This is a genomic window from Niveispirillum sp. CC-CTL257, assembly GCF_059489915.1.
The window spans coordinates 370015-382795 of the sequence record NZ_JCAJXE010000001.1 but is presented as its reverse complement, the minus strand read 5'-3'; the positions used below and the strand labels follow the sequence as shown (position 1 = coordinate 382795).

Here is a 12781-nt window from a genome sequence, read left to right as displayed (position 1 = left end):
CTCACTCCGCCGCCACCGCCACACCGCTGGCGATCTTCGCCTGGATGTAGTTGTGGATGCCGACGGCGGCGTCGCGGCCATCCTTGATGCCCCAGACGACCAGCGAAGCCCCGCGCACGATGTCGCCGGCGGCGAAGACGCCGTCCAGGTTGGTCATCATGGTGGCGTACTTCACCTGCACCGTGCCCCAGCGGCTGACCTTCAGTTCCGGCACGCCGAACAGGCTGGGGATGTCTTCGGGATCAAAGCCCAGGGCCTTGATCACCAGATCGGCTTCCATCGTGAAGTTGGAGCCTTCGATGGGCATAGGGGTCTGGCGGCCCGTTGCATCGGCCACGCCCATATGCATCTTGAAGGCCTTCACGCCCGTGACATGCGCGTCACCGGTGAAGCCTTCGGGTGCCGTCTGCCAGACGAATTCCACGCCCTCTTCCTCGGCATTCGCGGTCTCCCGCTGGGAACCGGGCATGTTCTTGCGGTCGCGGCGATAGACGCACTTCACCGACATTGCCCCCTGACGGATGGCGGTGCGCACGCAATCCATGGCGGTATCGCCACCACCGATGACGACGACCTTCTTGCCCTTGGCGTTCAGCTTGCCCGTCTCAAAATCCAGAACGGTGTCGCCCAGGCTCTTGCGGTTGCTGGCCGTCAGGTAATCCAGGGCCGGCACGATACCGTCCAGACCCGAACCGGGACCGCCCAGGTCGCGGGCCTTGTAGACGCCCGTGGCGATCAGCACGGCATCATGCTGGGCGCGCAGGGTGCGCATGTCGGTGTTACGGCCGATTTCCACACCCAGATGGAACTTGACGCCACCTTCCTCCAGCAGCTTCCAACGGCGGATGACCACATCCTTTTCCAGCTTGAAGCCCGGAATACCGTACATCAGCAGGCCGCCGACCCGGTCATAACGGTCATAGACATGAACCTGATAGCCCTTCTTGCGCAGTTGGTCGGCAGCGGCCAGACCGGCGGGACCGGCACCGATGATGGCGACCGACTGTTCCCGCTCCACACGCGGCGCGATGGGCTTGACCCAGCCCTTATCGAAGGCCGTGTCAGTGATGTATTTCTCCACCGCACCGATGGTCACCGTGCCATGCGTCGATTGCTCAATCGTGCAATTGCCTTCGCACAGCCGGTCCTGCGGGCAGATGCGGCCACAGATTTCGGGCAGGTTGTTGGTGGCCTGCGAGAGTTCATACGCCTCTTCCAACCGCCCCTCGGCCGTCAGCTTCAACCAGTCGGGGATGTTGTTGGAGACGGGGCAATGCACCTGACAGAAGGGCACGCCGCATTGCGAGCAGCGGCTGGCCTGTTCGACGGCGCCGGTATCGGTGAAGCGGGCATAAATCTCGTTGAAATCCTGGCGACGGATTTCCGCCTCGCGCTTGTCGGGCATGCGCTGGTCGGTGTGAACAAAGCCCAGCATCTTCTGCGTCGCCATGGAACCAATCCTTACCGTCAAACGGGGCCGGGCCCCTTTCCTTGCCGCAGTGCGAAGGGCCAAACGCCCCGCACCGTTGGAAACGGCGCCAACAGGCGGGTAATCCCCTTTCCCGAATGGCGCCGGTAAGGTTCATATAAAACGGAAAATCAGCCCCTGCCAGCAGTTTTTAAGCGTTAGGTCAGCATTGCTGACCATTTTGCGCCGCATAGTTCCGTTGCATTTGCGCATAGCCGGCATTGCGAACCGTTCGCAGATGCGTAAATAGGACCGAAGTAGGACTATTTTTGATTTTATTGAGGCAGGCGGCCTGTTTGATGGGCAGGCCGCCCCTGTCCCCCTCACCCAGGATGCACCATATCCTCTGGCCGCACCCATTGCTTGAACTGCGCCTCCGTCAGCAGGTCCAGGGCGATCCCAGCCTCCAGCAGGGTTGTGCCCTCGTGGTGCGCCTTCTTGGCGATCTTGGCGGCATTGTCATAGCCGATATGGGGGTTGAGTGCGGTGACCAGCATCAGGCTTTCGCCCATCAGGCGACTGATCCGGTCGATATTGGCACTGATGCCGACCACGCAATTCTCGGCGAAGGACCGGCTGGCATCGGCGATCAGCTTGATCGATTGCAGCAGGTTATAGATCAGCACCGGCTTGAACACGTTCAGTTCGAAATGGCCCGTAGCCCCGGCATGGGTGATGGTCACATGGTTGCCCATCACCTGGGCCGCCACCATGGTCATGGCTTCCGACTGGGTGGGGTTCACCTTGCCGGGCATGATGGAGCTGCCGGGTTCATTCTCCGGCAGGCTGATCTCCCCGATGCCGCTGCGCGGGCCGGAGCCTAACAGGCGGATATCATTGGCGATCTTCATCAGGGAGACGGCAACGGTGTTCAGCGCACCTGATGCCTCCACAATGCTGTCATGGGCGGCCAGTGCCTCGAACTTGTTGGGGGCCGTGATGAAGGGCAGGTCGGTGATCGCCGCCACCTCCTGCGCAAAGGCCACGTCGAAGCCCTTGGCGGTGTTCAGGCCCGTACCCACCGCCGTGCCGCCCTGGGCTAGGCGCAGCAAGGCCGGCTGCACCGCCTTCACCCGGTCGATGCCATAGGCCACCTGCTGCGCATAGCCGCCGAATTCCTGCCCCAGGGTCATGGGCGTGGCATCCTGCAAATGCGTGCGGCCGATCTTCACGATGTCCGCGAACTCATCCGCCTTGGCCGCCAGCGCGGCATGCAACTGTTCCAGGGCGGGGATCAGGTCGTGATGGATGCGCTCCGCGCCCGCGATATGCATGGCGGTGGGGAAACTGTCGTTGGAGCTTTGGCCCCGGTTGACATGGTCGTTCGGGTGGATCGGCTTCTTCGACCCCATCTGCCCGCCCAGCATTTCGATGGCGCGGTTGGAGATGACCTCGTTGGCGTTCATGTTGGTCTGGGTGCCCGACCCGGTCTGCCAGACGACCAGCGGGAAGTGATCGATCAGGGTGCCGTCGATCACCTCATCCGCAGCGCGCATGATGGCGTCGGCCAGGGCGGGGTCCAGCTGTCCCAGCGTGACATTGGCTTTGGCCGCCGCCTTCTTGACGATGCCCAGGCCCCGGATCAGGGCCGGGGGCATGCGTTCACCGCCGATCTTGAAATTCTGCAAGGACCGCTGGGTCTGGGCACCCCAGTAACGGTCGGCCGGCACCTCGATCGGGCCGAAACTGTCGGTTTCGATGCGGACATTGGCGGCCATCACCGGCGCCCCTCTGCTGCCAAAACGGATGCAGAGGGTAGCAGAGATCACGGCCATGCGTAGCGCGGATTACGCTTCGCTAATCCACGCTACGCAACCAAGAAACCCCTGCTCACCGGAACTGCGACTTCCACTCCCGGAACAGCCGCTCCGCCTCGTCCGATCCGGCCAGGATTTCAACCATGCGCAGGCCGTTGAACATCTGGCGCTGGCCCTCCGGCCCCATGGAGCCGTCACGGTTGCGCGGAGCGCTGCGCAGGGTGGCCAGCGTATTGTTCACCACCTGCGTCCGCGCCTCCGTGATCTTGGCCGCCACCTCCCGCTGGATGCCCAGCGGCCCCGCCAGCTTGGACGACCGGCGCAGGGCCATCGCAAACTGTTCGGCCTTTTTCACTTCCTCGTCGCTGGGCAATCCCTCATGGCTGAACAGGGCCTCGGTCAGGCCCTTATCGACATCGGCGCAGATATTCTTCAGCACGAACTGCGCGATCTCGGCGCGGGCATTCTTGACCTTAGCCGTGATCTCCTTGTCCCGCAGGCCCTGCACCGTGTCATTGACGGAATTGAGACCGTCGGTCAGCCGTTCAGCGGCGGCGGCCAGACTGGACAGATCACCCGTAACCCCCGGATTCTCCCGGTCGAAATCAGAGGTCTGGCGCAGCAGGTTGCCCACGACATAGCCTGACATTTCCTTGGTCAGGGTTTCCTTCTCCGCCACCGTACCGCCCAGGCGCACCTCACCCAGCATGCGCAGCAACTCACCCGGCCGCTGCATGCGCGAGGCAAGCACCAGCAGCAGCGGCTGTGTCAGAGCCGCCTCTTCCTTGCCCAGTTCGATCAGGTTGTTGCGGATGATCTCCACATGCGATTCGGCCAGGTCCAGGATAGGACGCGGCGGCAGGGCGGCCTTCAGCTTTTCCACCCGGACGGCGACGGCCAGTATCTGGCGCAGCGTCTCCAGCTGCCGCTGCACGTCATCATCGCGGCCGAACAGGTTCAGCTTGTATTTCAGGTTGTTCTGACATTCGGCCATGACCTTGGCCAAGGCCTCCACACCTGCCAGCCACAGCGGCTCGCAGATGACGGCGATGGCGGCACCATCGCGATAATCGATCCCCGCCATTTCCCGCTGCACATCCTGCTGCACAGAAGCGGGGATATGTTCCTTCACCGCCTGCCAGCAGGGCGACAGGGTGGCGCGACAGATACGGTTCAGACGGCGGGTATAATGCAGGGCATCATCCAGCATGTCTTCCGCCGGCAGGAAGAACAGGCGCGACAAAGCAGGCCGGCGCGGCGGACGCAGGGTGGTCAGGCGCGGGCGCATCGCCTCAAACGCGTCTGAAATTTCCGGCTTGTCGCCAACCTGTTCCAGCAGCCGGTAAATCTGAAGCAGTTTACGATCCGGCAGGCGCAGCACGTCTGTGCCCAAAGCCGCCCAATCACTGGATTTCCGGGGCGGGGCGGCGGGGGCGGCGGGCTTCTTGTCGTTCATGATCGCCCTCCCTCAGCACATGGCCGCTTTGAGCGATTCAAGCCGCATGACGGCATCCATATCCAGGACGCCGGTGCGCCAATCCTGGTTCACCCGCACCCATTTCTTCTGCAGGCGCTGGATGGCGTCCAGATCCAGCGCATCGGTGGCGGCACTGATCTCTTCCTTCGGGATCATGGGCAGCAGGCGGGAAATGTCGGTGATGCTCGTCTGCTTGGTGGCCGATGGTTCATCCTTCACGCTTTCCCACATGGCGATCAGGAATTCCCAGCCATCCAGAAGCCAGGAGATGCGGCCCACCGACTCCTGGATGACCCGGTGCAGTTTGGGCGCGTCATTCACGATCTGGCGCGCGTCGCGGCAGGCGGCATCCAGCTTGCCGATCCGCTGCCGCGCCAGGGTCAGCGTGTGGTTGGCGACGGTGGCAACGTAGGTGCCCAGCATCGCCGCTTCCGACGGGTCGGTATCGGCGAAATGCTGTGTGCCCTGGGCAAAGGCCTGTAACCGGTCGGCCAGCGAGCGCAGGCGCCCGGATTTCGGGGCTTGCGGCAGACCGACGGGGGCCACCGCCTCCCCGATTTGATCGACGCGGGTGGTCATGTCGTCCGGTGGGATATCCACCATGGCCGCCACCTTGGCCAGGGCCTGGCGGGCCACGCGCTTGCTATCATCCGCCGTCATGCCGGGACGCAGCAGGTCGGCGGCACTGATATTCACCAGCTTCAGCAGTTCGGTGACCAGGATGAACTGGGTCAAAACCAAATACTGCCCGTCCTGGTCCAGCAGTTCGCCGGCCCGCGTCGCCGGATCCGGCCCGCAGACGCCGGTGGCCTGCACCGACAGGACGCAGGCGCGAATCTGTTCGGGCGAGTGGGTTTCCAGCTGTTCAATCTCTTCGAACAACAGCCGGTCATGCAAGGTCAGCGTCATAACGCTGGGCAGCCCCTTCCAGGGCAGGACATAGGTACCCTTGCCGGCGGTGAAGTTTGGCAGCAGGAATTCGAACCGTTCATTCTGATCGCGGCGCAGGCGGGCCTGACTGAGCAACGGGGTCGTGAAGGGGACGGTGACGCCGCGCTCCTCGAATGTCGCGGGCGCGAAATCCTCCATCATCTTGCGGGTACGCCCGCTGTCCCCTTGATCCGTCATGTCCGGTCGATCCGTCCCGCCTTTCAATACCGCTGACGCGGCATGTGCTTTGTTATATCTCGTATTTTAGATAGTTGGACAGTTTTCCGTTAACCCAACAGACGATTTCAAGCCACGTATGGTGCAGCGCAGGGGTGCGATGTGCAGCGGCTTGACCCCATGCCAAGGGGGTGCCTACATTTCCTGTTGAGAGGCGGTCCACGCGATGGCCCGCACCCATGACACGAACCCCCTGAGGGAAAAATGGCTGATATCATTCACGTTACCGACGCCAGCTTCGACGCCGACGTCCTGAAAGGCTCTGGCGCGATTCTGGTCGATTTCTGGGCCGAATGGTGTGGCCCCTGCAAGATGCTGGCCCCCAGCCTGGAACAGCTGGCCACCGAACTGGACGGTCAGGTGACCATCGCCAAGATGGATATCGATGAGAATCCGGGCACGCCCGGCAAGTATGGCGTGCGCGGCATCCCGACCCTGATGATCTTCCGTGACGGTCAGGTCACCGCCACCAAGGTCGGTGCCCTGCCCAAGCAGCAGCTGAAGACCTGGATCGAGAACAGCCTCTGATCCGGTCGCCATTGCACTGAAAAAACCCCGAAGCTTCGGGCTTCGGGTTTTTTTTATGCGTTGTGCGCCAGGACGGTGCCCGCCAGATAGAGCGAGCCGCAGATCAGCAGGCGGGCCGGTTCCCCCTGCCGTGCCAGTGCCGCCAGTTCGGCAACCGCCCTCTCCACATCGGGGCTGGCCGCCGCATCCATACCGGCGGTGCACGCGAAGGCAGCGGCATCCTCCGCCGTCACGCTGTTCGGCTCCCCCGGAATGGCTACGGCGCGCAAGCGACGGACATGCGGGGCCAGCGGCGTCAAGAAGTCCAGGGGCCGCTTGGAGCCCAGCATGCCGAAGACCATGTCCAGCGGGCGGCCATCGGAATTCCAGCGCGCCAGCTGCCGCGCCAGCACCTCGCCCGCACTGTCATTATGGCCGCCATCCAGGAACAGGTCCCAGCCAGCAGGCAGCAGATCGGGCAGTGGCCCGCGCGTGAGACGTTGCAGCCGCGCCGGCCATTCGACGGCGGCAAGGCCGCGGCGGATGGCATCCTCTGCGATGGTCAGGGGCAGATGGGCTGTGGCCGCGATGGCAAGGCCAGCATTATCCACCTGATGAGCCCCCATCAGGCCAGGTGGCGGCAGGTCCAGGACGCGGGTGGCATCCTGAAACCGGAAACCCGTGTCCGTCGCCGTTACGGACCAGTCGCGCGCATGTAGGAACAGAGGTGCCGACAGGGCGGCGGCCCGTTCGGCAAAGACCGCATTGGCCACCGGATCAGCCTGTGGCCCTGCGATGGCGGGGCGACCCGGCTTGATGATGCCCGCCTTTTCGCCGGCAATGTCGCGCAGGGTGGGTCCCAGGAACTGTGTGTGGTCCAGGGAGATGCGGGTCAGCAGGCTGACCACGGGCGCATCAATGACATTGGTGGCGTCCAGACGCCCGCCCAGCCCCACCTCCAGGATCAGCAGGTCGGCGGGCACGCGGGCAAAGGCCAGGAAAGCAGCAGCCGTCGTTACCTCGAAAAAGGTGATGGGATGGCCGTCATTGGCCGTCTCCACCTCTTCCAGGATGTCGGCAAGGTCATCATCGCCGATCAGCGCCCCCGCCAGCCGGATACGCTCGTTGAAGCGCACCAGATGCGGGGAGGTATAGACATGGACGCGATGGCCCGCCGCCTCCGCCATGGCGCGCAGGAAGGCAACGGTGCTGCCCTTGCCATTGGTGCCGGCCACATGCACCGTGGGCGGCAGCCGGCGTTCCGGGTGGCCCAGTGCCGCCAGCAGCCGTTCAATCCGGCCCAGCGACAGATCGATGACCACCGGATGCAGCTGCCGCATCCGATCCAGCGCCGCCTCCAGCCGGGGGGAGGCAGGCAGCAGCGGCGGCGCCTTGATCATTGATAGCCGGCACCACCCTGGATGGCGCTGACCGCCGGGCCGGACCCGGCGGGCTTGCGGCCGCCACGGTCGCTACCCCGACCGATCTTCACAATGTCGGCGGTGGGGCCGGGACGGCGCAGAAGGTCGATGACCCGACCCAGCGTATCGCGCAGTTCCTTGCGATGGACGACCATATCCACCATGCCGTGATCCAGCAGATATTCGGAGCGTTGGAACCCTTCGGGCAGCGTCTCGCGGATCGTGCTTTCGATGACGCGGGCACCGGCAAAGCCGATCTGCGCGCCCGGCTCGGCAATATGGATATCGCCCAGCATGGCGAAGCTGGCCGTCACGCCGCCGGTCGTCGGGTCGGTCAGGACCACGATATAGGGCAGGCCCGCTTCCTTCACCATTTCGACCGCGATGACGGTGCGCGGCATCTGCATCAGCGACAGGATCGCCTCCTGCATGCGCGCACCGCCCGAGGACGGGATGGCCAGCAACGGAACCTGCTGCAACACAGCCAGACGCGCGGCGGCCAGCAGCCCCTCACCCACGGCCATGCCCATGGAGCCACCCATGAAATTGAAATCGAAGACGGCAGCAACCGCCCCTTGGCCGTTGATCTTGCCATGGGCCACGACGATGGCGTCCTGACGGCCCGTCTTGGACTGCGCTTCCTTCAGGCGGTCGGTATAACGCTTCTGATCGCGGAACTTCAGCGGATCGACCACCACCTTGGGCAGTTCGATGGTCTGATAGCCCGGATCGAACAGCGTCTTCAGCCGGCGCACCGGGTCCAGGCGCATATGGTGGCCGCAATGCTGGCAGACATGCAACTGTTCCTCCAGATCGCGGTGAAACAGCATGGCGCCGCAGGACGGGCATTTGTGCCAGAGATTGTCCGGGACCTCCTTCTTGGAGACGAGGGCCTGGATCTTCGGTTTGACGAAATTGGTCAGCCAGTTCATGGGACTTCCTGGATAAGCGACGCGACGGCCCGCAACTGGTTGATGGCCCTCTGGATACTCAAGGGACCGTCCAGCACGCCATGGGCAATCAGGTTCCGCGCATCATATAGTCCGCAAGCGTCCCGGTACTCAACCCTCTGTCTGTCGATCAGAAGCGCCAAACGCAGTTTGAACGGGATATCCTGGATGCGTTTTGTGCGGGGAATGACCGCACCCCAGAGTTCGCGGGTGCGCCAGTCGGCAGAGCCGCGCCCTTGGTCAACGTGGACATTGACGGCTTTATTCACCAAATCCTCAAACTGCGCGACGAGAAGGACGAAGTACGCCCGCTCATTCACATACTGCGCGGTGACCGTGGGTGGGCTGCCATCAATCTTTAGCGGGCCGGGTTCATCAGCGGCCTGACGCTCAGTCAGCGCGATGTCGGTCGCGAGATACGACGCCTCAATAACGTCGAAATATTTCACCGCAAGCCTTCCAGCAGAATCTGGAACTCTTCGCGATTCAAAGGAACGTTCTGGCTGCGGTCACGATAGGGGTAGAAACGCCAGTCAGGCTCCCCTGGTAACCCTTGATCCTCAATATAGGTCCGTCCCAGCGGGTGGAACAGAAAGAGTCGCCCACGCGTCAGCAACACCCAACGCGATTCCGGGAAAATCTGAAGACGCTTTTCAGAAGCCCCATATTCAATTTGAAAACGTGGAACTTTGAGAGGAGCCGTTATGCCAGCCTTCTTGGCCACAGGGTCGAGACTTTCGGCGTCATGTCGGGTAACGGTGAAATCTTCGCCAACCGGAAGCCACCCTTCCAGGGTGCCGTACAGTTGGCGAAGACGGGATAGCCAATCCTGCTGTTCCTCCTCCACCTCATCCTTGGACAACAGGGGGGGGAACACATCCTGATCATCGTCAAACGCATAAGCCATGGCGCACCTCGTGGGTCCAGGCGAGTTACCCCCGGGCGGCTCGCACGCCCTGGGCCAGCGCCCGCACGAAGTCTAGCACATTGGGCACCAGGGCGGCAGTGGGCTTACCGTCGGCGTCCAGGTTGGCCTCCACCTGGCGGACGATGGCGCTGCCCACCACGGCGGCGTCGGCCACGCGGGCGACGGCGGCAGCGGCCTCCGGCGTGGTGATGCCGAAGCCGACAGCCAGCGGCAGGTCGGTGTGGCGGCGCAGACGGGCCACCGCCTCGTCAATGGCCCCGGCGCTGGCGCTGCCGGCCCCGGTGATGCCCGTGACGGAGACGTAGTAGACAAAGCCGGAGGTATTGGCGAGCACGGCGGGCATGCGCGCGTCGTCAGTGGTCGGCGTAGTCAGCCGGATGAAATTGACCCCGGCCTTCAGCGCAGGCACGCACAGTTCAGTATCTTCTTCCGGCGGCAGGTCGACCACGATCAGACCATCCACGCCGGCCGCCTTGGCATCGGCCAGGAACCGTTCGACGCCATAGGAATAGACAGGATTGTAGTAACCCATCAGGACCAGCGGCGTTTCATCGTCTGCCTTACGGAACTCTCGCACCATGTCGAGCGTTCGGGTCATGCGCGCACCATTGTTCAGCGCGCGCAGGCCCGCCGCCTGGATGGCGGGGCCGTCAGCCATGGGGTCGGTGAAAGGCATGCCCAGTTCGATGACATCAGCCCCGGCACCGGGCAGCCCCTTCAGCAGGGCCAAGCTGGTCTCATGGTCGGGATCGCCGGCCGTGATGAAGGTGACAAGGCCGGACCGTCCTTCCGCCTTCAGCTTGGCGAAGCGGTGGTCGATGCGGGTGGCGGCTTGGATCGGGGCGCTGGTCATGCGGGTGAGCTTCCAAACTGCATTCAAAAGGCGGCGCACCATAGACGCAGGAACCGCCCGAAACAACCGGCGCTTTGCGCGTGCCGGCCCGGCGTGGCGCGGGTTTCTATGCGGTTCGGCATAGGTCTGCCTCTACCGATGAAACAGCTTCACGGATACAGGTCACAGGGCGTATCAGCTAAGAAGCACCCAGCGAGGTCGATCAGCGTGCAGGACATATTCGACCATCCAGCACCACCGACGCAGGTGTTGCGTCAGGCCAATCCGTCCCGCGCCGTCGTCTGGCTGGCGCTGATGGCGCTGCTTGTCGCCCTGGCCCTGTTCGGCGCGGAATTGCTGCTGGGCCGTGCCCGCGTGATGGAGCGGGCCACCATCGACACGCGGACCGAGGCCGATCAGCTGGCCGAACATGCCGCCCGGCTAATGGGTGCACACGCCCTGGTGCTGCGCAACGCCGAATGGCTGGTGCGCAGTCAGGGATGGGATGAGGTTGCCGGCACGCCCCATCTTCACGAGTGGCTGCGCGATCTGGCCAGCGAAGCGCAGGAAGTGCAGTCCTACTGGCTGGCCGATGCCAACGGCCGGGTACGGGTCAGCACCCTGCGCTGGCCGGCACCGGAATTGAATGTCGCCGACCGCGACTATTTTGTGCCGCATCAGAATGGCAATAATGGCCCGCATGTCAGCACACGGCTGGCGGGACGGCTGAACCCGGAAATATTCTTCGCCCTGTCCCACAGGGCAGAGGCGCATGACGGCACCTTCTTGGGGGTCGTGCAGGTCTCCATGCGGCCCGCCTATTTCGAATCCTTCTATGCCAGCATCGCCACGCGACCGGGTGTGGAGGTCATGCTGGTCCGCAATGACGGCGAGGTACTGGTGCGCCATCCGGCATCGGCGGACAATGGCATGACGCTGGGCAATGTCGCCGAGTTAATCGCGCGGCGCGACCCGGAAACGGGGCTTCTCACAGCCTCGTCGCCCTTTGACGGGGCGGAACGTCTTTATGCCGTCGCCAATGTCGACCGCGTGCCGGTCTACGTGGTCTATGGCATTTCTACCGCCGGTCTGCGGTCGGAGTGGGGCTGGTCGGCGCTGGGCCATTTCAGTTTCGCGCTGGTCGCCACACTGCTGCTGCTGCCGCTGGCCGCCATCGCCCTGCGGCAGACACGGCAGGCGGAAGTGGCGCAGGGGCAGTTGCGCAGCTCCAACTTGGCGCTGGAGGCGCGGGTGCGGGAACGCACGGCCCATCTCGACATCGCGCTGGACGATCTGCGCCGCAGCGAGGAACGGTTAAGCCGGCTGGTCAGCACAGCACCGGTGGCCATCATGGAAATCGGACCCGATGGCCGCTTCACCGATGTGAATACGGCGGCGGAGCGTATCCTGGGCCTGTCACGCCAAGCCATTATCGGTGTGCGCCATGACGCCGCCATCTGGCACGCCACCACGCTGGACGGGCGGTCGCTGGCCAGTGTGGATTTCCCCACAGCCCGCGCCCTTGCGGGGGAAGAGGTGCGCGACGGCGAATATGCGCTGCGCGATCCCAAGACGGGTGCGCGCCAGATCCTGTCCGTCAATGCCGTCCCCATCCGGGACGAGGGTGGGCGCATCATCGGCTGTACCGCCACTGCCATGGATGTGACGGGCCGGTACGAAGCGGAGGACCGCCAGCGCCTGCTGATGCGCGAGGTTGATCACCGCGCCAAGAATGCCCTGGCCGTGGCGCAGGCCGTTGTCCGGCTGTCCAAGGGGGACAGTATCGAGGGCTTCACCAGTGCCGTGGAGGGGCGCATCTCCTCACTGGCCCGGTCGCATTCCCTGCTGGCCCAGGCCTCCTGGTCGGGGGCTGATCTGGAGCGGCTGGTGGAGGATGAGTTTCAAGCCTTTGCGGGTCAGCCGTCGCAGCTGATCCTGCGCGGGCCGCGCGTGCGACTAGGGGCGGACATGGTGCAGTCGCTGGGTCTGGTCTTCCACGAACTGGCCACCAATGCCGCCAAACATGGCGCCCTGTCGCGGCCCGAGGGGCAAGTGACGGTGGATTGGACGGTCCGGCGCAATGTCCTGGAACTGTCCTGGACCGAGACCGGCGGCCCCGCCGTCACGGCACCGCCGACGCGCAAGGGGTTCGGCTCCACGCTGCTGGGTCAGGTGCTGCGCCATCAGCTGGGCGGCAAGATCGACATGGACTGGTCCGCAACGGGGCTGAAATGCCATGTGACATTGCCGCTGGGCACCGGCAACAGCTGAAGC

General features: G+C 64.0%; 11 protein-coding genes. 2 read left to right on the top strand and 9 right to left on the bottom strand.

What is annotated here, in order from left to right:
• Window position 1 precedes the first annotated feature (1 nt).
• The 4 genes from ABC729_RS01885 to ABC729_RS01870 form a co-directional block, all read right to left on the bottom strand.
• Window positions 2-1450, bottom strand: coding sequence for an NAD(P)-dependent oxidoreductase (locus ABC729_RS01885; protein WP_495605970.1), 1449 nt, complete (start codon window positions 1448-1450; stop codon window positions 2-4).
• A 341-nt stretch (window positions 1451-1791) separates the two neighbouring features.
• Window positions 1792-3186, bottom strand: coding sequence for a class II fumarate hydratase (gene fumC / locus ABC729_RS01880; RefSeq protein WP_495605969.1), 1395 nt, complete (start codon window positions 3184-3186; stop codon window positions 1792-1794).
• 112 nt (window positions 3187-3298) lie between these two features.
• Complete coding sequence (locus tag ABC729_RS01875; RefSeq protein ID WP_495605968.1) at window positions 3299-4681, bottom strand: hypothetical protein; 1383 nt, start codon at window positions 4679-4681, stop codon at window positions 3299-3301.
• A gap of 12 nt (window positions 4682-4693) precedes the next feature.
• Window positions 4694-5830 (bottom strand): hypothetical protein, encoded by a 1137-nt coding sequence (locus ABC729_RS01870; RefSeq protein WP_495605967.1) that lies wholly within the window; start codon window positions 5828-5830, stop codon window positions 4694-4696.
• 243 nt (window positions 5831-6073) lie between these two features.
• Here ABC729_RS01870 and trxA point away from each other — a divergent pair, with 243 nt between their 5' ends.
• Window positions 6074-6397, top strand: a complete 324-nt coding sequence (gene trxA / locus ABC729_RS01865) for a thioredoxin TrxA (protein WP_054165877.1) — start codon at window positions 6074-6076, stop codon at window positions 6395-6397.
• 53 nt (window positions 6398-6450) lie between these two features.
• On the opposite strand, the gene ABC729_RS01860 is transcribed toward trxA, so the two are convergent.
• Genes ABC729_RS01860 through trpA form a run of 5 tightly spaced genes read right to left on the bottom strand, consistent with a single transcriptional unit; the run spans window position 6451 to window position 10528 of the window.
• On the bottom strand, window positions 6451-7776 hold the full coding sequence (locus ABC729_RS01860; protein WP_495605966.1) for a bifunctional folylpolyglutamate synthase/dihydrofolate synthase: 1326 nt from the start codon (window positions 7774-7776) through the stop codon (window positions 6451-6453).
• On the bottom strand, window positions 7773-8729 hold the full coding sequence (gene accD / locus ABC729_RS01855; protein ID WP_102111853.1) for an acetyl-CoA carboxylase, carboxyltransferase subunit beta: 957 nt from the start codon (window positions 8727-8729) through the stop codon (window positions 7773-7775). The genes ABC729_RS01860 and accD overlap by 4 nt, the downstream gene beginning before the upstream one ends.
• Complete coding sequence (locus ABC729_RS01850; protein ID WP_495605965.1) at window positions 8726-9196, bottom strand: hypothetical protein; 471 nt, start codon at window positions 9194-9196, stop codon at window positions 8726-8728. Before ABC729_RS01850 ends, accD begins: the two co-directional genes overlap by 4 nt.
• Window positions 9193-9654, bottom strand: a complete 462-nt coding sequence (locus ABC729_RS01845; RefSeq protein WP_495605964.1) for a hypothetical protein — start codon at window positions 9652-9654, stop codon at window positions 9193-9195. Before ABC729_RS01845 ends, ABC729_RS01850 begins: the two co-directional genes overlap by 4 nt.
• A gap of 25 nt (window positions 9655-9679) precedes the next feature.
• Complete coding sequence (trpA, locus tag ABC729_RS01840) at window positions 9680-10528, bottom strand: tryptophan synthase subunit alpha (RefSeq protein WP_495605963.1); 849 nt, start codon at window positions 10526-10528, stop codon at window positions 9680-9682.
• 207 nt (window positions 10529-10735) lie between these two features.
• Between trpA and ABC729_RS01835 the strand changes: the two genes are divergently transcribed.
• Entirely contained in the window at window positions 10736-12778 is a 2043-nt protein-coding gene (locus ABC729_RS01835) for a sensor histidine kinase (protein ID WP_495605962.1), read from the top strand.
• The last annotated feature ends 3 nt before the right edge of the window (window positions 12779-12781 follow it).

Bases quoted from the DNA above. Each gene is read 5' to 3' on its own strand.
- ABC729_RS01885 (WP_495605970.1), bottom strand. From the start codon at position 1,450: ATGGCGACGCAGAAGATGCTGGGCTTTGTTCACACCGACCAGCGCATG.
- fumC (WP_495605969.1), bottom strand. From the start codon at position 3,186: ATGGCCGCCAATGTCCGCATCGAAACCGACAGTTTCGGCCCGATCGAG.
- ABC729_RS01875 (WP_495605968.1), bottom strand. From the start codon at position 4,681: ATGAACGACAAGAAGCCCGCCGCCCCCGCCGCCCCGCCCCGGAAATCC.
- ABC729_RS01870 (WP_495605967.1), bottom strand. From the start codon at position 5,830: ATGACGGATCAAGGGGACAGCGGGCGTACCCGCAAGATGATGGAGGAT.
- trxA (WP_054165877.1), top strand. From the start codon at position 6,074: ATGGCTGATATCATTCACGTTACCGACGCCAGCTTCGACGCCGACGTC.
- ABC729_RS01860 (WP_495605966.1), bottom strand. From the start codon at position 7,776: ATGATCAAGGCGCCGCCGCTGCTGCCTGCCTCCCCCCGGCTGGAGGCG.
- accD (WP_102111853.1), bottom strand. From the start codon at position 8,729: ATGAACTGGCTGACCAATTTCGTCAAACCGAAGATCCAGGCCCTCGTC.
- ABC729_RS01845 (WP_495605964.1), bottom strand. From the start codon at position 9,654: ATGGCTTATGCGTTTGACGATGATCAGGATGTGTTCCCCCCCCTGTTG.
- trpA (WP_495605963.1), bottom strand. From the start codon at position 10,528: ATGACCAGCGCCCCGATCCAAGCCGCCACCCGCATCGACCACCGCTTC.